Annotated in this window: 20 protein-coding genes and 1 pseudogene; 12 read left to right on the top strand and 9 right to left on the bottom strand. The window is 66.7% G+C overall.

Features of this window, described 5'->3' with window-relative positions:
* The first annotated feature begins 235 nt into the window (after positions 1 to 235).
* From AC2D8W_RS08640 to AC2D8W_RS08625, 4 genes are read left to right on the top strand one after another with little or no spacing between them, the layout of a single operon-like run.
* Positions 236 to 688 carry an ASCH domain-containing protein gene (locus AC2D8W_RS08640; RefSeq protein ID WP_484671205.1) on the top strand — a complete coding sequence of 151 codons (453 nt, stop codon included), beginning with the start codon at positions 236 to 238 and terminating at the stop codon, positions 686 to 688.
* Positions 663 to 2204: a GNAT family N-acetyltransferase gene (locus tag AC2D8W_RS08635; protein ID WP_484671204.1), complete on the top strand. Its 1542-nt coding sequence runs from the start codon at positions 663 to 665 to the stop codon at positions 2202 to 2204. The genes AC2D8W_RS08640 and AC2D8W_RS08635 overlap by 26 nt, the downstream gene beginning before the upstream one ends.
* Before the next feature lie 20 nt (positions 2205 to 2224).
* On the top strand, positions 2225 to 2863 hold the full coding sequence (locus tag AC2D8W_RS08630) for an AAA family ATPase (RefSeq protein WP_484671451.1): 639 nt from the start codon (positions 2225 to 2227) through the stop codon (positions 2861 to 2863).
* The gene (locus AC2D8W_RS08625; RefSeq protein ID WP_484671450.1) at positions 2772 to 3116 is read left to right on the top strand and encodes a protein NO VEIN domain-containing protein; all 345 of its coding nucleotides are present in this window, start codon (positions 2772 to 2774) and stop codon (positions 3114 to 3116) included. Before AC2D8W_RS08630 ends, AC2D8W_RS08625 begins: the two co-directional genes overlap by 92 nt.
* Positions 3117 to 3316: 200 nt before the next feature.
* Here the strand turns inward: AC2D8W_RS08625 and AC2D8W_RS08620 are convergent, their stop codons facing one another.
* Positions 3317 to 3514, bottom strand: coding sequence for a heavy-metal-associated domain-containing protein (locus tag AC2D8W_RS08620; protein WP_484671203.1), 198 nt, complete (start codon positions 3512 to 3514; stop codon positions 3317 to 3319).
* Positions 3515 to 3929: 415 nt separating this feature from the next.
* Between AC2D8W_RS08620 and AC2D8W_RS08615 the strand changes: the two genes are divergently transcribed.
* The 4 genes from AC2D8W_RS08615 (at position 3930) to AC2D8W_RS08600 (ending at position 8809) form a co-directional block, all read left to right on the top strand.
* On the top strand, positions 3930 to 6440 hold the full coding sequence (locus AC2D8W_RS08615; protein WP_484671202.1) for a heavy metal translocating P-type ATPase: 2511 nt from the start codon (positions 3930 to 3932) through the stop codon (positions 6438 to 6440).
* Positions 6441 to 6451: 11 nt separating this feature from the next.
* Positions 6452 to 6901, top strand: coding sequence for a Cu(I)-responsive transcriptional regulator (gene cueR, locus AC2D8W_RS08610; protein WP_484671201.1), 450 nt, complete (start codon positions 6452 to 6454; stop codon positions 6899 to 6901).
* Between the two features lie 156 nt (positions 6902 to 7057).
* Positions 7058 to 7951 (top strand): DMT family transporter, encoded by an 894-nt coding sequence (locus tag AC2D8W_RS08605; RefSeq protein ID WP_484671200.1) that lies wholly within the window; start codon positions 7058 to 7060, stop codon positions 7949 to 7951.
* A 150-nt stretch (positions 7952 to 8101) separates the two neighbouring features.
* Positions 8102 to 8809, top strand: a complete 708-nt coding sequence (locus tag AC2D8W_RS08600) for an IS6 family transposase (RefSeq protein WP_484671449.1) — start codon at positions 8102 to 8104, stop codon at positions 8807 to 8809.
* A gap of 186 nt (positions 8810 to 8995) precedes the next feature.
* Here AC2D8W_RS08600 and AC2D8W_RS08595 read toward each other — a convergent pair whose 3' ends face one another.
* The 6 genes and pseudogenes from AC2D8W_RS08595 to AC2D8W_RS08570 all read right to left on the bottom strand — a co-directional run.
* Positions 8996 to 9499: an Lrp/AsnC family transcriptional regulator gene (locus AC2D8W_RS08595; RefSeq protein ID WP_484671199.1), complete on the bottom strand. Its 504-nt coding sequence runs from the start codon at positions 9497 to 9499 to the stop codon at positions 8996 to 8998.
* On the bottom strand, positions 9496 to 9948 hold the full coding sequence (locus AC2D8W_RS08590) for an Lrp/AsnC family transcriptional regulator (RefSeq protein ID WP_484671198.1): 453 nt from the start codon (positions 9946 to 9948) through the stop codon (positions 9496 to 9498). The genes AC2D8W_RS08595 and AC2D8W_RS08590 overlap by 4 nt, the downstream gene beginning before the upstream one ends.
* An 86-nt stretch (positions 9949 to 10034) precedes the next feature.
* Positions 10035 to 12437 carry a TonB-dependent receptor gene (locus AC2D8W_RS08585; protein WP_484671197.1) on the bottom strand — a complete coding sequence of 801 codons (2403 nt, stop codon included), beginning with the start codon at positions 12435 to 12437 and terminating at the stop codon, positions 10035 to 10037.
* A gap of 42 nt (positions 12438 to 12479) precedes the next feature.
* Positions 12480 to 13400 carry an alpha/beta hydrolase gene (locus AC2D8W_RS08580; RefSeq protein ID WP_484671196.1) on the bottom strand — a complete coding sequence of 307 codons (921 nt, stop codon included), beginning with the start codon at positions 13398 to 13400 and terminating at the stop codon, positions 12480 to 12482.
* Between the two features lie 11 nt (positions 13401 to 13411).
* A complete protein-coding gene (locus AC2D8W_RS08575; protein WP_484671195.1) occupies positions 13412 to 15058 on the bottom strand; it encodes a flavin-containing monooxygenase in 1647 nt (548 codons plus the stop codon).
* A 938-nt stretch (positions 15059 to 15996) separates the two neighbouring features.
* Positions 15997 to 16128: pseudogene (locus AC2D8W_RS08570) on the bottom strand (DDE-type integrase/transposase/recombinase); the annotation flags it as partial.
* Between the two features lie 145 nt (positions 16129 to 16273).
* Here AC2D8W_RS08570 and AC2D8W_RS08565 point away from each other — a divergent pair.
* The 4 genes from AC2D8W_RS08565 (at position 16274) to AC2D8W_RS08550 (ending at position 20025) form a co-directional block, all read left to right on the top strand.
* A complete protein-coding gene (locus tag AC2D8W_RS08565) occupies positions 16274 to 16744 on the top strand; it encodes a hypothetical protein (RefSeq protein ID WP_484671194.1) in 471 nt (156 codons plus the stop codon).
* Between the two features lie 646 nt (positions 16745 to 17390).
* A complete protein-coding gene (locus AC2D8W_RS08560) occupies positions 17391 to 19091 on the top strand; it encodes a PEPxxWA-CTERM sorting domain-containing protein (RefSeq protein ID WP_484671193.1) in 1701 nt (566 codons plus the stop codon).
* A gap of 95 nt (positions 19092 to 19186) precedes the next feature.
* On the top strand, positions 19187 to 19609 hold the full coding sequence (locus AC2D8W_RS08555) for a hypothetical protein (protein WP_484671192.1): 423 nt from the start codon (positions 19187 to 19189) through the stop codon (positions 19607 to 19609).
* Positions 19610 to 19773: 164 nt separating this feature from the next.
* Complete coding sequence (locus AC2D8W_RS08550) at positions 19774 to 20025, top strand: hypothetical protein (protein WP_484671191.1); 252 nt, start codon at positions 19774 to 19776, stop codon at positions 20023 to 20025.
* 33 nt (positions 20026 to 20058) lie between these two features.
* On the opposite strand, the gene AC2D8W_RS08545 is transcribed toward AC2D8W_RS08550, so the two are convergent.
* Together AC2D8W_RS08545 and AC2D8W_RS08540 are read right to left on the bottom strand one after the other, a co-directional pair.
* Positions 20059 to 21798, bottom strand: a complete 1740-nt coding sequence (locus tag AC2D8W_RS08545; RefSeq protein WP_484671190.1) for a S8 family serine peptidase — start codon at positions 21796 to 21798, stop codon at positions 20059 to 20061.
* A gap of 252 nt (positions 21799 to 22050) precedes the next feature.
* Positions 22051 to 23583 (bottom strand): acetyl-CoA acetyltransferase, encoded by a 1533-nt coding sequence (locus AC2D8W_RS08540; RefSeq protein ID WP_484671189.1) that lies wholly within the window; start codon positions 23581 to 23583, stop codon positions 22051 to 22053.
* Positions 23584 to 23606: the final 23 nt, after the last annotated feature.

Here is a 23606-nt window from a genome sequence, read left to right as displayed (position 1 = left end):
CAGCGCCGCGCCTCGCTCTCGTCGTTGGGGTGCACGTTCCGCGCGGCTCCAGATTCCTTCGTCGAGAGCATAGTGGAAGATGTTCCCTATTTGTTCTATTGTTCGTGATGCACGTTCGCCGAGTCGGCGCGGGAGCGACAATCCAAGCTCGCTTGCGCGGGCTGAGCATCCCGGCCTTCGACACTGAATCTTAAGTGTGATTCAATGAACTAGGCTGGGGTAAGAGTGAGTCGGCATGACGGAAAGCTGTATCAAGCGGGACTTCTTGGTCAGTATCCGGCCGACCCACGTCGAGAAGATCGTCGGGGGTCACAAGACCGTCGAACTGCGTCGGCGGTTCTCCGAGGACGTGGCGCCCGGGGCCATCCTCCTAATTTACTCGACCAGCCCGACCCAGGCGATCGTTGGCTCCGCCACCATCAGCGGCGTGGTCCGGCTGCCCTTGGCGGAGCTTTGGGACCACCATGGCGCCGCCGCCTGTATCGACCGCGAAACCTTCGACAGCTACTTCAGTGGGGTGGACGAGGGCTACGCCATCCTGCTCCAGGATGTGAAACCCTTCGCCCGGCAAGTCTCGGCCGCCGCGCTCAAGGCACAGTTCGGTTTCACGCCACCTCAATCCTTCATGTATCTTCGGCAGGAGTACTACCCCCTGCTGAGTGATGAGCGACTTCAAGCTACTCATTGACACCAACGTCTTCATCGGACTGGAGGACCCCAAGCGGGTCGACCCAGCCGCTGCGGAAATCGTGAGGAAGTGCGGCGAGCACGCGGTCGCCATCTTTGTGCACCAGGCGGCACTGCAGGACATCGCGCGCGACAAAGACCAGGTCCGCCGCGAAATCTCCCTCAGTAAGGTCCGCAAGTTCCAGGAGCTGAAAGCGCCTAAGCTGCCCGACAAGGCGACGCTAGAGCAGCAGTTCGGCACCATCCGAAAACCTAACGACGAGGTCGATGTGGCGCTGCTTTATGCGCTGCATCTCAACGTGGTCGACCTCCTGATCACCGAAGACCAGGGCATCCACGACCGGGTCAAGCTGACGCCGCTCGCCAGCCGCGTCCTGACCGTGGTGGATGCGCAAGTCTGGTTGCGCCGGACCTTCGATCCAACGCCGGTCGCCTTCCCTCTGATCGACGACCGCAAGGCCCACGAGATCGATCGCCAGGACGACCTGTTCGACAGCCTTCGGGATGGATATGCGGGTTTCGACGTCTGGTGGGACAAGTGCGTGCAGCAGCACCGGCGTTGCTGGACGGTCACCGTCGACGACCAGCTGGCGGGCCTCATCGTCCGCAAGGACGAGAACCGGGCCGAGGCCACCGTCTCCTTGCCGGGGACGAAGATTCTCAAGATCTGCACTTTCAAGGTTCGGCCGGAATTCCGCGGTGAGAAGCTGGGCGAGCTGCTGTTGAAGCAGGCGCTCTGGTACGCCCAGCGCAATGGCTACGACCTGACCTACCTCACCACCTTCTCAGATCAGGAGACCCTGATCCGGCTCCTGGAATACTATGGCTTCGTCCACACCCTGACACAGCCCGACGGGGAGATGGTGTTCGAGAAGCCTCTGTCGAACGCTCCGCTGACCCCGATTAACGGTGCGGACCTGTTCACCACGGTTCGGACCCACTACCCGCGGTTCGTCACCGGTCCCCCGGCGCAGGTGTTCTGCGTTCCGATCCAGGGCGACTATCACCAGAAGCTGTTCCCCGAGCTGGCCTTCGCTGCGCCGCTGCCCCTGTTTCCCGACGAATCCACTCTGCTGTCGACCGGCGGAGAGCGGACGCCGGGCAATACGATCCGGAAGGTCTACCTCTACCGCGCCAAGTCCAAAGCGATCCGGCCTGGCGACGTGCTGGTCTTCTACCAATCCAAGACCGAGGGCCTCCTCGCTTCCCAGGCCATCACCAGCCTCGGCGTGGTCGAAAGGGTGTCCCAGACGGCGGACCTAGAAGAGCTGATCAGGCTGACCGCCAAGCGTTCGGTTTTCTCTGAGGCGGAGCTGCGCGCAATGATCTCGGTCAAGCCCGCGCCGGTCCGAGTGATCGACTTCCTGCTGGTCGGTCATCTGGAGCCGCCGGTCCCGCTCGCGACCCTGGTGGCGGAGGGAGTCTTCCACGGGGGGCCGCCCCAGTCGATCTGCGCCCTGACGCCAGATCGGTTCGCCCCTATCCGCGCGCGCCTCGACCTCGGCTTCCAGGTATGAGGCTCCCGGTCGTCGTGGCCATGTTCGGCTTATCGGGGGTCGGCAAGGGCTGGATGGCCCGCCAGGTCTGCGCACGTCATCCGGTGGTCTTGCATCTGGAGGCAAGCGCGCTGTTACGTGTAGCCTTGAACCAGACTGGCGAGGCCTTGCGCACCGCGGCGGAGGACGTCATGGCGGACAACCAGCGACGCTTGGCGGCGGCCTTCGCCTCGGCGCGCGCCGCCGAGCCCGATCGGCCGGTCCTGTTCGATGGTCACAGTGTCATCGACAACGGTCGGGGCCTCGTCGATATCCCGGCAGCGGTGATCGCCCCATTGAGGCCGGACCATATCGTCTTCGTCGCCGACACGGGCGCGGAGATCGCCGCCCGCCGCTTGACTGACACACGGCGCCGGCCGTTGCGGACGGCGGACGACCTAGACCAGCATCAGGCACGCGCTCTAGCCATGGCGCAATCCTACGCGGCCGCGCTCAGCGTCCCGTTCGATGAAGTGCAACCCCGCGAGTGGGAGCGGGTCAGCCGCATGTTCGACGGCGACGCCCGAAGCCTCGAGTCGCTGGGCGGAGCTGCGGGTTCTCGAGTTCCTGCAAGGTCTTGGCGGTTGCGGGGAACTCGTTCATCGCGCAGCGCAGGGCGAGACCCCGGGATGGGACATTGACTACCGCGATCCGGGCGGCGCGCTGCATCGCGTCGAGGTGAAGGGCACGGTAGGCGCGGCGTTCACAACGCTCGACCTCACTGCCAACGAACTCCGCGCCGCTCGGGAGCATGCCGACGCTTACTGGATCTTCCTCGTCGCCAACTGCCTGACTGACCGGCCCAGGATCCAGCGGATCTGCAACCCCGCGGCACGCCTCGCGGACGGAGATTGGACGGCGACGCCAGCGCTCTACAGCGTGCGGCTAAGCTGAGCATTTCCGCTCACGCTCGCTAGCAGACCGGCTGCCGGTCACGCCGAGCGGACCCGTCATCCTCGCCTAATGCGCATTCCCCGAAGCCGTACTCACTGTTCAGCTGCGAATTTCCTAACTCGCACCGGGCCTGTTCTCCTGCATCACGGCGCAGGCAGGCGCGGGCTTGCCCATAGGCATCCCGCGCAATCTTCCCGAATCTACGACACGGTGACGCTGTAACCGGCTTGCTCGATGGCCGACGCGATCGCCTCGGTCTGATCGCTGTACTCGACAGTCACGCGCTTCGCGTCGAGGTCCACCGCCACACGAGCGGTCGGCTCCACGCCCTGAACAGCCTTGGTGACGGCCTGCGCGCAGTGTCCACAGGACATTCCTTCAACGTGATAACGAAGCATTCTGGGTCTCCTTCTTTGCCTCGTTCAAGCAGATGGGGCTTCCCCCGATGGGAAGGTCAATGCCTCGAACGAGCAGGCCGCTCGGCCAGCGCACCTGGACATGGATGGCCGGGTAGAGTTCGACGGGCGAGGACGCCGCGTTCCATCAAGGCGAACGCTGGAAGGGCGGCATTGCACGATCAAGCCGGCTGAAAGGGCGAATGCGCGGTGAGCGCGAAGGGGCGCCCGGCGGGGCCAAGACTATCAGAAGTCTGCTCTGGTGAGGTGCGCCAGGCCGTAGGCCGTTTGCTCGCACCTGAAGGCTTTGGGGGCGTCAACGCGAGTCGCCTTACGGCGCTGCCGGTTCTCAGGGGCTTGACCTTCCCATGATGGGAAACTCTATCTGGAGCGGGCATTGAGATTCCGGAGCGACGAAATGCCCGCAACCGCCCTTAAGCCGATCGACATTCCTGTCCTGGGGATGACCTGCGCGAGCTGCGTAGGCCGCGTCGAGAAGGCCATTTCGGCTGTTCCCGGCGTGGCCGCGGCCAACGTCAACTTGGCGACCGAGCGCGCCCGTGTGGAGCTTGCGCCGGGAGGCGACACCGAGGCGGTGCTAACCGCCATCCGCACCGCCGGCTACGAGCCCCTGACGCGGGACGTCGACCTGAAGATCGAGGGTATGACCTGCGCAAGCTGCGTCAGCCGTGTGGAACGCGCGCTAAAGGCTGTTCCGGGCGTCCTGTCCGCGACCGTGAACCTCGCAACCGAGCGAGCCAGAGTTCATACACTCAACGGATCCGGCGAGGATGGCGATCTCACCGCGGCCGTCCAGCGCGCCGGCTACAGCGCAAGCATACCTGGTCAGGAGCGAACCGGCACGGCCGACCGCGAGGCCGCCGCGCGGGAGGCGGAGGTCCGCAGTCTCCGGCAGGCGGTGCAAGCCTCTGCCCTGGCGACGCTTCCACTGTTCGTCGTGGAGATGGCGCGCCATTACATCCCCGGCGCGCACCACTGGATGGCTTCGCTGATCGCCGACCAGACCTGGTACGTGCTGAGCTTCCTCCTGACCGCCTTCGTCCTCTTCGGTCCTGGCCTGCGGTTCTACGAGAAGGGGGTTCCAAACCTGGCGCGGCTGTCGCCCGACATGAACTCCCTGGTCGTCCTCGGGGCCACGGCGGCGTTTGCATATTCCGCTGTGGCGACGTTCGCCCCCGGCGTGCTGCCGGCCGGGACGGCCTATGTCTACTACGAAGCGGCCGCTGTGATCGTGACGCTGATCCTGGTCGGGCGCTGGTTCGAGGCCAAGGCGAAAGGGAGGACGAGCGAGGCCATCAAGCGGCTGATGACCCTGCAGGCCAAGACCGCCCGGGTCGTGCGTGAGGGCCATGAGATCGAGATCCCGGTGGGAGACGTGCTGCCCGGCGATGTCGTGGACGTCCGCCCCGGCGAGCGCCTGCCGGTGGACGGCGAAGTGGTCGAGGGTTCGTCCTTCGTCGACGAGTCGATGATCACCGGCGAGCCGATCCCGGTCCAGAAGGTGCCCGGGGCCTGGGTCGTGGGCGGAACCGTGAACAAGACCGGCGCGCTCCGCTTCCGCGCGACCAAGGTCGGCGCCGAGACCATGCTCGCCCAGATCGTGCGGATGGTGGAGGCCGCGCAGGGCTCGAAGCTGCCGATCCAGGCGTTGGTGGACAAGGTCACCGCCTGGTTCGTCCCCGTGGTGATCGCCATCGCCGTTGCGACCTTCCTCGGCTGGCTGGTCTTCGGACCGCAACCCGCGCTCACCTTCGCGCTGGTCAACGCCGTCGCCGTGCTGATCATAGCCTGTCCCTGCGCCATGGGGCTGGCCACGCCGACGTCCATCATGGTCGGCACCGGCAAGGCCGCCGAGCTAGGCGTCCTGTTCCGCAACGGCGAGGCCCTGCAGACTCTCCGCGACGCACGCGTGGTCGCCCTCGACAAGACAGGCACGCTGACCCTGGGCCGGCCGCGCATGACCGACCTCGAGACCGCTGCGGGCTTCGACGAGAGCGAGGTCCTGGCGCTGGTCGCCGCGGTGGAGCGGCGCTCCGAGCACCCCGTCGCGGAGGCTATCGTGGAGGCGGCGAAGACCCGTGGCCTGGTTGTCGCCCAGGTGGCTGGGTTCGAGGCGATCCCCGGCTTCGGAGCTCAGGCCTTCGTCGGCGAGCGCCTCGTGCAGGTGGGCGCAGACCGCCTGATGAGCCGATTGGGGATCGACGTCTCCGCCTTCGGGCCCACTGGCGAGCGGCTGGCCAGCCAAGCGAAGACCCCGCTCTACGTGGCCATTGACGGACGTCTCGCCGCGATCATCGCGGTCGCCGATCCCATCAAGGAGACGAGCCCTCAAGCGATCGCCGAGCTGCATTCCCTCGGCCTCAAGGTGGTGATGATCACCGGCGACAACCGCCGCACCGGTGAAGCCGTCGCCCGTCAGCTTGGCGTCGACGAAGTGGTCGCCGAGGTCCTGCCGGACGGCAAGGTCGCGGCCGTGGCGGCGCTGAAAGCCCGCTACGGCTCTGTCGCCTTCGTCGGCGACGGGGTCAACGACGCGCCTGCGCTGGCTCACGCCGACGTGGGGATCGCCATCGGCGGCGGCACCGACATAGCCATCGAGAGCGCCGACATTGTGCTGATGCGCGGCGACCTGCGTGGCGTACCGACTGCGATCGGCCTGAGCAATGCAGTGTTGGCCAACATCCGCCAGAACCTCATCTGGGCTTTCGGCTACAATGTGGTGCTGATCCCGGTCGCCGCTGGCGTCCTGTTCCCGGCTTTCGGCCTCTTGCTATCGCCGATGATCGCCGCCGGCGCGATGGCGCTCTCCAGCGTCAGCGTTTTGGCCAACGCCCTGCGGCTGCGGCGCTTCGGCGTGGCAGGCCCGCAGCCGGCGGCGACCATCAGTCTCAATCCCGCTTCCGCCTAGGAGACTCTGCCATGAACATCGGACAAGCCTCACAAGCGTCGGGCGTCTCGACCAAGATGATCCGATACTACGACGAGATCGGGTTGGTGCGCCCGGCGAGCCGGACGGACTCCAACTACCGTGAGTACGATGAGCGTGAGATCAACGAGCTGCGGTTCATCAAGCGGGCCCGGAACCTCGGCTTCTCCATGGAGGAGATCACCACCTTGCTCTCCCTCTGGCGCGACCGCCAACGGCCAAGCCGCGAGGTCAAGGCGATCGCCGACAAGCACCTCACCGACCTGGACGCCAGGATCGCGGAAATGCAGGCGATGGCCGACACCCTGCGCCACCTCTCGCACTGCTGCGCCGGCGACGATCGCCCCGACTGCCCAATCCTGGCGGATCTGACCCAGGGGTCATCCCCTACGGATGGGGCAGCCCACAAGCCTATGCGCCGGGCGCGATCCGCTGCCTGGTAAGCCACACAGTCCAGCCGGAGCTGCAGAACCGTCGGAAGGCGGCTCACAGCCGAAGGCGGATGCGAGTGGCCCCACTCTCAGTTTCGAGACCTGCATACCGGACCAGCTTGACCTTTCCATAATGGGAAGCCCGACGGTTGCCGCAGGAGGCCAAACATGGCGACCGTCCAGCGCGACCCCTCAGCGAAGCCCGCCATGGGCGCCCTCAATTTCGAGGTGGTTGCTCCATGGCTATTCGTCGGCGTCTGGTCGACCGGGTTCATGGTTCCCCGCGCGATCCAAGATCACGCCGATCCAGTGCTCTTTCTCGTGTTGCGGTTCTCTTCGACTGCGGTGCTTTTCGGATTGATTGCCTTTGCCGCCCGTGATCGCTGGCCAGCGGCCCGCGAACTGCCAGTACAACTCGCGGCGGGCGTGTTGCAGGGAATTTATCTGGCGGGGAGCTACTGGGCGATCAGCAAGGGCTTGGGCGCAGGGCTCATGACGCTGATTGGGGGATTTCAACCGCTCGTGACAGGATTGCTCGCCGTTGCCGTGTTGAAGGAGCAGGTCACGTCACGCACTTGGTGGGGGCTGGCTCTCGGCCTCATAGGCATCGGCTTCCTGGTCGGTCCCGCCGAGGGCCAAACCGTCGAGCCCTTCATGGTGCTGGTGGCGTTTGGCGCGGTGCTGGCCTTGACCCTAGCAACGCTCCTGCAGAAGGCCGTCGCGCCGGACAGCCCCCTGCGCCCGCGATTTGCAATTCAGAATCTTGCCGCCACCGTTTTTGTCGTTTCGCTGCTGCCGCTGATTGGAGAGGTGCGGTGGGACGGTGCTTCGGTGCTGTGGCTCGGCCTCGTCTGGTCCGTGGCCGTGATGTCTGGGTGTGGAACTCTCCTGCTCTTCTGGATGGTTCGGCGCGGCGCAGCGACGAAGGCTTCCTCGCTGCTGATCCTTGCGCCCCCCTTGGCCGCCGGGGAGGCCTTCTTGCTGTTCGGCGAAACGCTGAGCCTGATTCAAGTCGCCGGTTTCGCCATCGCGATCAGCGGCGTCCTTCTCGCGCGCCGATAACGCGGTCACCTCGCCCAGGAATTGGGCCGCGCGGCCATTATCGACGATACGAAAAAAATCTCGCAACGACGCTTGACCCTCCCACCATGGGAATCGGCATTGTCAGCGCAAACTCACCGCACGGTAACCGAAGCGGCTGAGACGGCCGTCATGGCCAAGTCCGACAGCCCGTTCCGCTGGTTCGATTCCTCGCCGGAGGTGATCCAGATGGTGGTGATGCTCTACGTGAGGTTCCCGCTGTCGCTGCGCAACGTGGAGGACCTGGCCTTCGAGCGCGGCGTGGACATCTGCCACGAGACGGTCCGCAAGTGGGTGAACCGGTTCGGGCCGATGTTCGCCTCGAAGATCCGTTCGCGCCGGGTCCAGGCTATGCGCCAGCACACCCACTGGCGCTGGCATCTGGACGAAGTCTTCGTCCGCGTGAACGGCGAGCGGCGCTACCTCTGGCGGGCGGTCGATCATGAGGGCGAGGTGCTCGAGTCCTTCGTGACGAGGAAGCGGGACAAAGCCGCGGCGCTGAAATTCCTCAGGAAAGCTCTGAAGCGCCACGGCCCTGCCCAGGTGATCGTGACGGACCGGCTGCGCTCGTATCGCGCCGCGATGAAGCAGCTCGGCAATCAGGACAAGCAAGCGGTCGGACGCTGGCTCAACAATCGCGCCGAGAACAGTCACCTGCCCTTCCGACGACGAGAACGGGCGATGCAGCGGTTTCGACGAATGAAGACGTTGCAGCGGTTCGCCGCCACCCACGCCTCATTCCACAACCACTTCAGCCAGGAGCGTCATCTCGTCAGCCGCCAGGAATATCGAACCCGACGCTCAGCCGCCCTGGCCGAGTGGAAATCCCTCGTGGCCTGAGAGCCCGCGTGGGTAGGGCGGAATGCGCCAAGCTGGAGACAAGTTGAGGTTGGACTGACACCACCCGCTTCTGGATATCGGGCGCGAGCAGCGCCAGTCGGCAGAGCTTCCGCTCGTAGGGATTGGCGGGAGCCACGAATACGCGGCCATCTTCGATGGCGCCGTCGATGCGCCAGCCATGGCGCGCTAACCCGCCGGATCGCCGATGTGCCAGAAGCTGGACCGGCCGACGTCGGAGAGCGCCACGAACTGGTAACGGTGCTGGGGGATGGCGGCGGCGGGCCGGAAGCGGGTGGCCTGCACGCCCTCGAGTTCTGCGATGCCCCGGATCGTGTCCGAGATGTCAGCCATGTCCCGCCCGTAGATGTACGCCACGATATTGAACGCGCCCGTCGTGCGCGCGCAGAGGGCGCAGACGTCCTTGACGGCGATCGCCGAGGTGATCGCCTGCGCGCGGCCGGGGTGAGCCTTGACGTACAGCCATCCGGACACCTGCATCCCGGTCGCCTCGATGTCGACCAGGAGGCCGTAGGTGCAGGCTCCGCTGTCGAGGAGGCGTCGGAGGCGCTTCCGGACCGCGGCTTCGGAGATGCCGAGCATCCTGGAGATGGCGCGGCTGCTCCGGCGCCCCTCCTCCGTCAGCAACCGGATGATCTGGTCGTCCAGGTCGTCGGTGGGCACATGGCTCATAGGACGGCGATGCCCGGCGCCAGGTAGAGCGATCCGAGGCAGAGGGTGATGGTCGCATCTCGCACACCCTCGAGCGCGGCGATGTCATCGTCCACGATCTGCTGGAGGTGGGCCGCGTCGCGCGCGGACAGGAGAACGTGAACCTGCGGCGCGTCGGCGAAGAGCGTGATCGACAGGAGCGTCGGGATCTCCTTGATCCGATCCACCACCGGCCCGACGCGAGACGGCTGGACGTCGATGTCCAGGAGTCCCACCTGGGGAAACTCGGTCGTGTGCAGGTTGCGCTGGATCGAGATGCGCATGACCTTGCGCTGGATGAGGCTTTCGATCCGCGTCGCGATCGTCGGCTCCGAGACCCCGATCAGGCCCGCCAGGCGCTTGTTCGTTATCTGAGGATCGTCATGCAGCGCCTCGAGGATCGCGCGGTCGATCGAATCTATCTTCTTCAAACCTTCCGTCCGCGCTGGGGGAGCAACATGCGCCAAAGAGATGCGCCGCGACGCTTCGTGCGCCGCGGCGCGAGAGGGGAGGTTTGCTAGAAGTTGACGGCGAGCTCAACACCGTAGGTGCGCGGTTCGCCCGGCACGACCGAGTTGTACCCCGGCGACGTGCCCAGCCCGATACCCCCGAGGTAGTAGGTGGTGTCGAAGATGTTCTTCGCGAAGGCCGCGACGGTGACGTTGCTGCCGCCGGCGTTGGCGAGCGCGAGACGGGCGTTCACCAGCTCGTAGCCCTTGATGAGCGTTCCGGGCGCGCTCGTCCGGCCGTAGTTGGAGATGTACATCGACGACTGGGCGTAGACGTCCGCCCGCGCGGTGAGCTGCCCCAAGGCCTCGGGCGTCGGCAGTTCGGCCTCGATGAAGACGCTGCCGGACCGCTTGGGCAGATCCGCGAAGGTGGAGAAGTCGAAGAAGGTGCCGAACAGGGTGTTCGCCGTCGCCCCAGTGTACTTCGCCTTCGTGAAGTTCACGGCCCCGCCGATGCGGACCCCCGGGGCCGGCGAGACCTCGCCGTCGACTTCGACCCCGTGGAAGGTGGCGCCGGGGGCGTTGACCGTGACGGCCGCGGGACCGAAGCCGGGGATGGACACGTAGGCGATCCGCTGGACGTCATCGACCCACTGCTTGTAGGCGGCGATGTTCAGGCGGGCCGGCCGGTCGGCGATGCGCCCCTGGAACTTCGCGCCGAGTTCCACGTCCTCGATGGTCTCGGGCTTGAACCGGTTGCCGCCACCCGATGCGAGCTGGTTGACGGGAGGCGCGTTGTAGTTGAAGCCGCCGCCCCGCCAGCTGCCCCTGTACGTGGCGTAGACGAACCATTCCGGCGTCGCCTGGTACTCCAGGCCCAGGGTCCAGCTCGGCTTCTTGGAGCTGGTGCGTTCCTTCACGTTGCTGGGGAAGACCGGCGCAAACCCGGAGATCTCCGTGAAGCGGATCTTCTCCTGGGTGTAGCGGAGACCGCCCGTCACCTTGAGATTGTCGAGGACGGCGTATGAGACCTGGGCGAAGCCCGCCAGGCTCTCGGTGTGGGCGGCGCCGAACAGCTGGTTCGCCAGCGGAAGCGACGCCGCACCGAAAGCGGGGCCCAGGATCGGGTTCGCCACGGGGCCGAGGTCGAAGTAGCGGAAGTCCTGGCCGTTCAGGCGGTTCTCGAATGAGAAATAGCCGCCGGCGATGTAGCTGAGCTTCCCCTCGAGGGCGGTCCCCGAAACCTGCAGCTCGTCGGACCAGCCGCGCGTGCGGTTGATCGTCGCCACGAACGCGTAGAACGGAAACGGGCTGGAATCCTGGTCGAAGAGCGACAGGTTTCGGTTGAACGAGTAGCCAATGATGTTCTTCAGTTGAGCGTTCCCGCCCAACTCGATGGTGGTGGTGTTCGCGATGTAGTGGGCCCTGGCGTTGAGACCGGTCGGCGCGTCGATGGCCGTCTTGCGGGTTCCGAAGGTGCGCTGTTGCGCGACCGAGCCCAGATAGCCGGTCGCCGGACCGAACGGATAGCGGCTCAGCAAGGCGGCGAACGACCCCTGGCCCGCGATGGTGTCCAGGATCGGGCTGTAGAAGGTGGCGATCGTCGAGACGAGAGGCTGGCCGCGGTTGTCGAGCGACCCGGGCGCATTCGCCGAATAGAGCAACAGCGGATCGCCGTTCCCTTTCGCGCGACTCACCTCAGCCACGAACGTGGTCTGGATTCCCTCCGCCGGCTTCCAGGCGAACGTGCCGCGGGCCGAGGAGCGGTCGATGTCGTTGAGGTCATCGCCGTTGACGATGTTCGTTACGAACCCGTCCCGCTTCTGGATCGACCCCGCCAGGCGCAGCGCCATGGTGTCGTTGAAGGGCAGGTTCACCGCGCCTTCGGCCTGGCGCAGGTCGAGGTTCCCGTAGCGGGCGCGCGCCGAGCCGGACATCGCATCGAAGTCCGGCCGCGCCGTCGTGTAGAGCACCGCGCCACCGGTGGTGTTGCGGCCGAACAGGGTGCCTTGCGGTCCCTTCAGCACCTGCACCGAGGCCAGGTCGTAGAACGAACCCGAGCTGAGGGCCGTGGTCTGGAACTCGTTCACGTAGTTGAGCACGCCCGGCTGCGACGCGCTGAACGCATCGATGGACTGCCCCCGGATCGCGTAGTTGAACTGGCTGCTGCCCTGCGTGGACCTGACCACAAGGCCAGGCACGGCGGTCTGCAGATCGGACTCGGTCGTCAGGCTCCGCTTCGCGATGGCGTCTCCCGAGACGACCGCAACGCTGACGGGCACCCGCGCGAGCGACTCCTCGCGCCGACGGGCCGTCACCACCACCTCGTCCACCTGGGCGACGGCGGCCGCGTCATCCGAAGCCGCCCAGGCGCTTCCTGCGGTCGACAGCGCCGCGATGCTTCCGCCAAGGAGAAGGAAAGCACCCCTTCCGGCCCTGGTCAGCGATCCCTTGGTCACCAGATTGCGCATGGTCTCACCCCCTTCGATTACTTTGTTTGTTTGGTTCTGCTCTCAAGACGATCCGAGGCGCCGGCGCAGGAAGCGGCAGCCCTCGTCGAGGGCCTGGTCGCCCTCGGGGATAAGCGGGTAGAGCCAGGGCCAGACGTGGATCATCTGGCTGCGGATCTGGAGATCCACATTGGCATTCGCGTCACCCAGTGCGGCTGCGAGCTTGATGGAGTCCCCGAGCAAGGCCTCGGCCGTGCCGACCTGGATGAGCACGGGTGTGCGAGCGTTGAAGGCGCCAAAGGCCGGCGACACGAGCGGGTCGCGCCGAGACCCCTCCGGCGCATACCGGTCGGCCATCGCCTGAAGCACGGCGCGGCTCGCGAACGGGTCGATGGGCTCCTTCGCGTCGATCGTGGCGCTTTCGAGCGTCAGGTCCACCCACGGCGACATCAGATAGGCTGCGATGGGCGCCGGAAGCTGGAGCGCAGCCGCCTCGAGCATCAGGGACGCGCAGAGGCCGCCGCCCGCGCTGTCCCCGACGAGCGCGACAGGCTGACCGCCCTCCACCAGTTCGCGGTAGGCCGAGGTGACGTCGTCCAGACCGCCCGGATAGGGCGTCTCCGGCGCAAGCCGGTAATGCAGAAGGACCACGCGGCGCCCTGCGCGAGCGGCAAGGGCGTCTCCCATGTGCTGGTGAGACTGGATCGAGCCGATGGCGAAGCCGCCGCCATGGAGGTACAGGATGACCCCGGGTTCGACCTCGCCTTCAGGTTCGAACCAGCGGCAGGGACGGCCGCCGAGTTCGCCATCGCGGCGCGCGACGCCGGCCAGAGGCGGAAACTGAGCGCCCATCTGGTCATAGGCGTCCCGCATGGCCGCGAGATCGGCGGGTAGGGGTGAGTTCCACAGGGACTCCACGAGCGCCGAGAACTCGGAGCTGACGCGGCCCGACGCCGACTCCGCCATATCGCTTGCGCTTTCCATTTCGGCCGGCCTCAGGAGGCGGTCGCTGGTTGAGTCTGTCCCGCCGGAGCGCCGGCGGCGGAGCGCATCGAGAAGCCGCTGTAGCCCTCGGCGACGACCTTGGCGCAATGCTCCAGCCAAGCCTGCTGGCCGCCCGTGTAGAGCAGCATCTTCCGCCGCCTCGCGGGGTTCTGGTCATCGCTCCTGTGGTTCCACCAGGCGTCGAACTTGCTGACGATCAGCCCTTCGGCGGTCTCGTGGATCCAGTCCGTCCAGGCCGCCTCGGCCGCCGGATCGGCCTCGCACAGGTCGTAGTGGTGCTCGCGCATGTACTTCAGTTGCGCCGTCACGAACTCGACGTTCTGTTCGATGCAGCGCGGCACGTTGCAGAAGGTCGAGCCATTGTGGGGGCCGACCAGCATGAACATGTTCGGGAACCCGTGGACCTGGATGCCCATGTAGGTGAGCGGACCGTCGGCCCATTTGTCCCTCAGGCGCGCTCCACCGACGCCACGGATGTCGATGCGGTCGAACGCGCCGCGGACGGCGTCGAACCCGGTGGCGAACACGATGACGTCGAAGGCCAACTCCTCGCCGCCGACCCGGACCCCGCCCGGCGTGATACGCTCCACCGGGGTCTCGTTGACGTCGATCAGGCGGACCGTCGGCCGGTTGTAGGCCTCGTAGTAGCCGGTTTCCATCGGCACGCGACGCGCGCCGAAGGGGTGATCCTTGGGGATCAACCGCTCCGCCGTCGCCGGGTCCTTGACGCGCTGGCGGATCTTGCGGGCGACGAAGTCGCTGATGATGTTCGCCGCCTCGACGTTGGTCGAGATGTCGTGGAAATTCCCCAGCCACATCGCGAAGCCAGGCTCTTCATAGCGCTGCTCGAAGATCCGCTCCCGCTCTTCCGGCGAGACGTCGAAGATGCTGCGTTCGTCCCAGTCGTGGATGAAGGCCGCAGCCGTGCTTTTGCACTTGGCGAAGATTTTCGGGTACTCGCCTTTCAGCCGGTCCATCTCGCCGGGTTCGAACTTCCGGTTCTTGAGCGGCTTCGCCCAGCTCGCCTCCTTCTGGAAGACCGTGAGCTGGCCCGCGATCTTGGCCACCTCCTGGATCACTTGGACGCCCGTCGCGCCCGTTCCGAACACCGCGACCCGCTTGCCCGTGAGATCAAGTCCGTCCCGGGGCCAGTCGGACGTGTGGAAGCTGCGCCCCTCGAAGGTCTCGCGCCCGGGAATCGGGGGGATGCTCGGGGCGGACAGCACGCCGACGGCGGTGATCAGGAAGCGACACCGCTCGACGGTCCCGTCGGCGCAGGCGACCACCCACGCGTTCGCGTGCGCATCGTAGGTCGCGGCGCTGACCCTGGTGTTGAACCGGATGTCCTTCCGCAGGTCGAGCTTGTCGGCGACGAAGTTGAGATATCGAAGAGTCTCGGTCTGGGGCGAGAACATCTCCGTCCAGTTCCATTCCTGAAGTATCTCTTCAGAAAAGGAGAAGCAGTAAGAGAGGGTTTCGGAATCGAAACGGCAGCCTGGATATCGATTCCAGTACCAAGTTCCACCGACGTCCGAGCCTGCTTCAATAACCAACGTCGACATGCCCAGCTTCCGAAGCATGTGCAGCTGGTACATGCCTGACATGCCCGCGCCGATGATGATCGCATCGTAGGCCAACTCGACCTCCCTCGACTCTTACGAGCGCCGTTAACCGACGCTTCGGGGAATAGCATCGTCGCAAAATGCTCCTCGTCAAGTCTCTCATTTTCGTTTTGCGCACCATTTGCCCGCATAATGTGGAAAATAATTAGGCCGAACAGTGCGATCGCCCCATTCAGGCCCAGCCGCTCCTCTCTCGAGAAAGGCGAGGCAAGCGGGGACGGCGGCGCTTCGGGCCGCGCTAGGGGCGCCGACAGTTGACCCCAGCGGGTCAGAGGAAGGCTTCCCCGTCCTCCTTCAGGCGGCTGCGGAAGTTGGGATCCGACCGGGAAGCGGGGGTTCCCGCCGGCGCCCTCGGCGTCCATGGCGCCCCACTCCGGCAATCGCTTCCCTCCGGCATGAGACCTGTGCCGCCCTCCCGCGCACGCTCGTTGCGGTTGCTGTTCGCTGGCCGCCGTCAACTAGCGAGGCGCACCGCGGCGTTGCTACTTGATGCGACCTCGAGGCCCGACCGGGACAAGTGCTCCGAAGGGCTGGGCCACGTCGGCGGCGAACGCTTCCTTGTTGGCGGCGATCTGAGCCCCGCGTGCCTGCTGACTTGTCGAGACGATCCGCCCGGGCGTCCGGTGTCGCCCCCACCTTGGCCGCGCCGAGATAGCGGATCACAGCTGACCTAGCGGCGCCATGTGCCTTCGCATACGCCGACGCCGTCTCGAACCCGGCTGCAGCCAGTGGCAGGCGGAATCCGCTCGATGCCCTGGCCCGCAAGGAGCTCAGCCAGCGCCCGTTTCGGTGAGGGCCACGGCGCGTCGCATATGAGACAGGCCGATCAGACCGGCAGTCACTCCCACCACGGAGCCGACGCCAATCACCAGGGCGATCGAAAGGCCGAGTTTCGCCTCACTCCCGAAGACATGATCCGTGAGCAGGCCCACCACCCATGGACCGCAACCGTTACCGATGTTCCGGAGCAGCTTTCGAAGAAGCTTCAGCGCGGCGTGCCTTTTCCGCCGCGTCTGCACCAGGACGTCGAGGACCTCGCCTTCGTCATCGACGGCGCGCCACAGCCACATCTTCTGTCCACCGACCTCCCTCCTCTAGGTCCTGTGTAGGCCCACGACTTGAGCGTGGATTCGGTGATGGGCGCACTCTTGACCAGCCGGCGCGATCTTGAGGACGACATGTTTTCTTTTTGTTCTTGACGATCTGCGCCGACGGTCTAGGCTCGCGCACATGAATGCACGCGTCGACATCTCGTCCTTCCCCGTGGGTCAGAATATTGACTACCAGGGCGCGGAGGCCGTGGCGGCGCTCGAGGCTCTGACGACCGAGGCCCGAGCCTTCGTCGACAGCTATCGCTGGGCGCCGCCGGTCGAAGACCTGGTGCTCGCGTTCGGCGTCGGCCCCATCATCGGGCTGTATCTGATGCGGTTCGAGGCGGGCGGAAAGCCGGAAGACCGCGAGCGGTGGGTTGTGGTCGGGGATTTGCCTCGGATGCACTTCGAGACAGACGAGGCCCCCACGCCCGCCCTTGCGCTTACCCGCTACTGCGCGATCGCCGGATACTGGGCTGACAACGTTCTGGCGGGCGCCGATCTTTCGGACAGTTACCCCATCGAGGCTGCGCCGACACCCGAGCATGCCGAGATGTTGAACGGACGGATCGACTTCATCCTCAGGGAACTTGTCCCCTTAGCTGTCTGAGGCGCGCGGCGGAGAATGTTCTTTCGTCCTGCAGAATTGGCGCTCACACAGTATCACCAGCGCCAGTATCACCAGCGGAAGCAGCGGGGCGCTTCCCACGGGTGAGCGACGCCGGCGGTTCACTTTGCTGGCCACGAACCTCGGCTCGATCGCCTCTACCCGCTGCAGTCGAGCAGCGAGCTGCAGTTGTGTCTGTTGCAGGCAAGCCCAGGCTCGACTGTGCACAGCCGTCGAAGCTCTCGGCGCGCGAGACCGTTACGCCGGACCAAGTCGCGCCCACGAATTGCACAGCAGCTGGGAAGATGCCGGCCCGCGCCGATCGTTGTCGGTCCCGGGCGCCTGCAGCCTTCAGCTGCGAGGCAGTCCGAGGGGTCGAGCCAGGAACGGCGCTCGGCCGGCCTCCCGGAATGGGTCGCGCTCCTCAGGCGAGGGCGTCCAGGCTGGGGGAGAATCGTCGGCGGGAGACCGCCTCAACACGGACTGACAGCACCGATGACAGCGCCGATCACGGCGCCCAATGGACCGTTTGGTCACCTGAGGAGCGAACTGTGCTCGCAGCAGGCGAAATGTGACTGAAACGCGTTGACAATCGAAATCGGCCGGTCGGTAACTTTGTTACCAATTTCGGAGTGGGGGTGGGTAAGTGATGCAAAACAGGACTTCTCTGGCAGGTCGCCTGTCATTCGTTTCCGCGATCGCGATCGCTGTCGCATTTGGCCCGGGCGCCGCCGCGGCGCAGACGATCAAGCCGCATTTCGCGACGAAGAAGCCGGGGATGATCACGTTTGGCGGCGACCTCTCCCTGGACACCAACGGCAAGTCTGCGACGGTCTATTCCCAAGGCGCGGTGTCCATCGCCTTCGAGGGCATCAGCCAGTACGACGGCGCCGCTTTTGGCCGCAACTTCATCCCGCCGGACACCATGGGCGCGGTCGGCAAGACCCAGTTCATGGAATTCACCAACGGCGCCGTGGCTGTCTTCGACAAGGCCACCGGCGCGCGGACGTCACTGGTTTCAGATGTCGACTGGTGGGGCGCCGCCGGCCAGGTCGGCTCGAACGGCGATCAGCGCGTACTCTACAACGCGGACGCTGATCGCTGGATCGCGGTGGGCTTCGGCAGCAACGCCAAGGACCTGCAGATCGCGGTGTCAGACACGTCGGACGCGCTGGGCGGATGGAAGTCGACCAAGTTTGAAGGCTACGCCGGCTTCGGGTTCGGCGCCACCGCGGACTACCCGACCCTCGCGATGGACAAGAACGCCGTCTACATCGGCACCAACAACTTCGCGCCGGCCTGTTCGGGCTGCGCCAACAACTTCCGCGGCACGACGTTGGACGTCATCCCGCTCAGCAGCCTGTTCGGCGCAGGTGCGCCGAGCACGATCGGGATGCAGCAGTTCAACACGCCCTTTCCGGGGACGTTCGAGGATCGGGGCTTCGCCATCCAGGGCGTGAACAGCAGCTCGAATTCGACGACGGGGATCGTCGTCGCAGCCTCGCTCTTCAACTACGACAACCTGACCTACAACATCACGAACTCAGGATCGGGATCCGCGTCGTTGACGCCGGTCCAGTACCTTGGCGTCGAAGGGTACACCTCGCCGACACCTGCACATCAACCGTCTGTCGCCATCCCGGGCAACCGGGCCATCATCGACAGCCTGGATGAGCGGATCAGTTCCAGCGCCTGGGAGGTGGATGGGCGAATCTACTTCCTTCACACCGCCAATGAGCTGGGCGGGACCAACAATGTCGTCCGCTACTATGTGATCGACGCGGTCACGAAGGCGATCCTCGACCAGGGCAACATTTCAGAGGCCGGGTACGATTTTTACCAGGGGTCGCTGGCCGTCAACGACTTCGGCCAGGTCGTGATCGCCTACAACCGGTCGGGCCTCAACCCGGCGGACGGCAGCATCAGCTTCAGAGCGCGGACTTACTACACGGATGCGTCCGGCAAGCTGGTCCAGGTCGGCGACGAGCTTGTCCTGAAGAACAGCCTCGTCGACGACTACCACAACGGAAGCCCGTTCGGTGCAGTGGCCGCGGGGCGCCAGCGGTGGGGCGACTACAGCGCCGTGACCGTGGACCCCGAGGATTCCAGCAAGTTCTGGGCGATCGGACAGTTCGCGCGGGAGTACAACCTGGCGCAGTTCGGCCATCCTGGCGGAACCGGCGGCTCGCGCTGGGGCACCTGGATTGCGGCGATCGATTTCGGCCGCTCGATGGGAGCGGTGCCAGAACCTGGAACCTGGGCCATCATGATCCTCGGCCTCGGCCTGGCGGGGACGAGTCTGCGTCGCCGCCGACCGTTCGGCGCCGGCCTATCTGTCGACAGGGTCTAGCTGTAGACTGGGCCTAGCGAACGGGCCGAGACGTCGCAGGACAGGCGGGCATGATGCCCGGCCTGTCCACGCCGTTCCTAAGGAGGTCCACGGTGATGTCGACTAAGCGGTCGGTCGGGATCGCGTTCCTGCACGCGGTCACGGCGGGAATGCTGATCCTGTGCGCACGCGGCGCCGAGGCCGCACCGGGCCCCCTCGCGGGGACCTGGGGCGGGGATCGCGCGGTGCTGACCTTGACCGGTGAGGGCGGACGCCTCGAGTTCGACTGTGGTTACGCCACCGTCGAGGGCCCGGTCACACCCGACCGGAGCGGCCGCTTCCGCGTGAAGGGCCGGTATTTCCCAGCCGAGGCGCGCCTCGTGGATGCGGACGCGCCTCCGGCCGAGACGCCCGTCTGGCTCGAAGGCGCGATCGCGGGGACCAGCTTGGACCTCAGTTTCAAGCCAGCCGCGCCCGCCGCCCACCAGCGGTTCCACATGACCTTGGGACGGTCTCAGAAGCTTGTCCGCTGCCTTTAGGGGAGCGGCAGGTCGGCCCCTTGGCCGCGACCGGCGTGGGCGGAGGTCCGCTTTCCGGATGCGAGCCGAATTCCAGCGATCCGGCGCCGGATAGTGTTGTCGCTCACGTCGATGCCGCGCCAGAGCCTCTCGCCATGCGGCGCAGCGGCTGCTTTGGTGGCGGCATGAGCAGTAGCGCCAGGTCTAGAAGACCGACGGACGATGAGCTTCTGGACGAGTTGCGGCGGTTGCTGGCGGCTCGCGGCAAGCTGAGCTCGAGCCTGATCGAGGCTTCGGAGATCACGCGGGCCCCCAACACCTACATCCGCCGCTTCGGCAGCCTCGTGGAAGCCTATGCCCGCATCGGATACGCCGTGAGCGCGCGGCAGGCCGCGACCTCCGAGAGGTTTCGCCGGAAGCCGGCCTCTGACGGATGACCCGGACGCTCTCAGGCCTCCGGAGCGGCGCGTTCAGCGCCGGCTCTGCGCCCAGGCCACGGCGGCGGCCGCGTGCAGGAGCCTCATCCCGCCTTCGCCCTCGGTGGAGGTCGCCTTCAGACCTTCGATGAGCTGAGGAACCGTGAGCTTCGGGTTCACGGCCAGCATCTGGGCGGCGGCGCGGGACACCAGGGGGGCCGCCATCGAGGTTCCCGACCAGTTGCCTGACATTCCGCCCGGCGTTCTTCCGGCCGCGCCCTCGCCGCGGGCATAGAGGTCCACGCCCCGGCCGAAGGTCGTGAAGCCGGTCGGCTGGCCGTTCTGCCCCGTCGCACCCACGACGATGAGGTTCGGCGCGTCGACCGCCTGGGGGATCGCCGCCAGGGTCTCGTCCGACTGGTTGTTGTTGCCCGCCGCAGCCACGAAGAGAATGTCCGGCGCGGCGGCGATCGCGGCCGTCAAACCCGCCTTCTCCAGGTCGTACATCGCGCGGCCACGCTGCCGGGCCTTCGCCGGATCTGTCTCCAACCCGGTTTCCAGGAGGCGGCGCGCGGCGCCGTCCACCGTCCAGCCCCAGCTCATGTTGACCACGCGGACGTTGCTTGCCCGCATCCGCCTGGCGACGGGCATCATCGCGTCGACGAACCGCTTCGTCTCGGGCTCGGCGGCTTTCACCGGCTTGGGATCGTAGCCCGCTGGAAGAAGGCGCACGTTGTAGATGCGGACATAGGGGGCGCCGTCTGCGATCTGGCTCGCCACGAAGGTGCCGTGACCGCGATGCCCGCTCTCGAAGCTCGCATCGACGTCGTCCCCCTGTTCAACGATCGACGCCTCGCGCGCACGTTGCGCGAACAGGCGCGCCTCGGCCGTGTCGAGCCCGAAGTTCAGGTCGAGCTGGCCCTTGTCCAGCGCCATCGACAAGGCGAGGCGGGGCGCGAGGAAGGCTGACGGCGGCGCGATCGGAAACGGCGTCGGGCGCGCGAAGTAGTCGTAGGTCGGCCCGTGCACGTCATCGACGACGCCGTTGCCGTCGTTGTCGCGGCCATCGACCGGCTCGGACGGATCGACGGCGAGCTGACCGGCGAAGAGGTTGTAGTCGATGCCCGTGTCCCAGACCGCGACCGTCACGGGCCGGGCGCTCGTGAACAGCCGACCTTGAGGCTCTCGCGCCGTCCAGATCTCGCGCGCGGCGTTCGCCTTGTCGTTCGCCCAGGCTCGCCACGCCGCCGACGCTTCGGCGCGGCAGACCGGCAGCTCGGTGGCGCCGACCCGAAACAGAGCCAGCAGCAGTCCGTCCAGCAGATCGACCGACTTCTGCGCCTCAACCGCGGGATCGAACATGCCGACCGCCGTTCCGGCGAAGTAGCCGACGCTCGCGGTTTCCGATTGCGACAGGCGGAGCAGGACCTCGTCGCGCACGACCAGCGGGTCGGTTCCCCGTAGCCGCGTGGCTATCCGGTCCGCGGTCACCTGACAGCGACGATCCGGGCTCGCCTGCAGTCCGGCCGCGATGGCTTCGTTGGCAAGGTGGCCGATCGCCCTGTGCTGCGGCTTGGACATCCGCGCCCGCGCCTCGATCAGCGCCCGCTCGGCCTCCGCAGGGCGCTGCTCCAGGATGGCGATGGCGGCCAGGCCGCTGCGAAGCCGTTGCTCTATGAGCTCGTTCTCGATGCGGCTCTCGGCGAGTATGCGCTCGGTCTCCCGCTTCAACGCAGGCGCCGTCGTCTTCAGGAAGGCCTCGCCGAGAAAGGCCGCGCTCGCGGGCGCTTCCATGGGGAAGCGCGTCGGCGGAAGGTCGCCCTCGTTTCTTATCACCCGCTCTTGCGCGATCGCGGGCGCCGCGATTCCTGCCAGAAGCAAAGAAATCACGAGCCTACGCATAGGGTTACTCCGACTGCCGCGATCACCGCCTGCTGGAGCTTACCCCGTCACCTTCGGACGACAACCAGGCCGGAGCGCGCGGGAGACGCCATGGTCCTGCTCCGCGCCAGGAGCCGGTTCGGGCGCCCCGCCCGGGAGCGGAACCTAGCCTGAGAAGCCCTGCACCCGTCGCAGCCCCTGGTCGCCCGCCGCGATCGTCACCCGGCGGCCCAGCGGGTCCGTCTCGATCATCTCGCGGGCCACGGCGGGATCGTCGGTCATGGCGACGACGCGGGCGCCGGCGGGGCTGCGCGCCACGACCACGCCCCGCGGGGAGGCCTGGGCATAGTCGATCGTGTAGGTTTCCACGGCCGCCTCGCCCTCGAAGCCCTGGTCGAGCGCGGGCGCGGTCCAGGCGTCCACCTCGGCCTGCAGGGGCTTCGAGTCGAACGGCTGGAACGCGCGTTCCGCCGACGAATAGATCCCGACGGAATACTTGGAGAGGAAGCCGCCGTTGGCGCCCACGAACCCGACCGCGCCGGGGCGGGCGCGGAGCCGGCGCACCATCTCGGCGATCGCGTGCATCGAGTAGTTGTTGCCGGCCCCGCCGAAGAACGGCAGGCCGCCGGTCACCGTCAACCCGCGCGGATCGTCGGGCGCCAGGCCCAGGCCGTCGCAGATGTTGAACACGGCGATGGGGAAGCACGAGTAGAGGTCGATGACGCCGATGTCGGACAGGTCCACGCCGGCCGCCTCCAGGGCCCGCTTCGCCGCCGCCACCGACGCCGGCCCGCGCGAAAGGTCCGCCCGCTCCACGGGCGTGCGCTCCTTCACGTCGGCGCCGCCCCAGAGGTAGATCCAGCGGTCCTGCGGCACGCCGAGCGCGCGGGCCTTCCCCACCGAGGTGAGCAGGACCGCGGCGCCCTGGTTGGCCTGGTCGCGGGCCACCATGCGGCGCGGGAAGGGATCGCTGGTCAGCCGGTTGCGCTCGGTCACCGTGGCCAGCGCCTCAGGCGAATAGACCTCGCGGCTCATGGCGTGCGGGTTGCCGGCCGCGACCTGGGTGAAGGGCGCGAAGAGCCGGCCCATCTCCAGGGCGTAGGCGGCGCGGTCCTTGCCCTCGCGCGCCCGCCGGGCGTTCTCGAACATCGCATAGACGCTGATCGGCGTGCGGGCCCCGTGCTGAACGAGCTCGGCCGTCAGCATGCCCTGGGCGTCGAAGCGGCGGTCCTCGACCGCGCCGTCGGCGATCTCGGCCCAGTCGCGCGTTTCGCCCTTCGCCTGCAGATGCCGCACCGTCGAGATCGCCTCGGAGCCCGCGATCAGGGCCATCTCGGCCTCGCCCGCGGCGATGGCGTGCGCCAGCTCGTTGACGAGGTGCTGCGGCCCCTGCCCTCCGACCGCCTCCCAGATCGCCCGCACCGGGTCGGCGCCCACCCGCCGCGCCAGCGAGCGCGGGAAGTTGTTGGACGCCCCGAAGGGCGCCACGACGCGCGGGCCGGAGACCTCGAACTGCGGGATGGCGGCGACCACGTCGATGTGGGCGGCGAGCCCGTCCGCCCCCGCGTCGGCGAGCGCCGCGGCGGCCGCCCGGGCGGCGAGGTCCGCCGGCGACAGCGCGGCATAGTCGGGCGCGTCGATCCGCTCGGACGCCTCGCCCACTCCGATGATCACCGGCGTTCGGTCGCTTACGCTCATGGCTGCCCCTCAAATCCGCAGGA

It is taken from the genome of Phenylobacterium sp. T106 (assembly GCF_057219735.1).
Note: the sequence above shows the minus strand (reverse complement) of the source record. Positions and strands in the feature narration are given on the sequence as shown.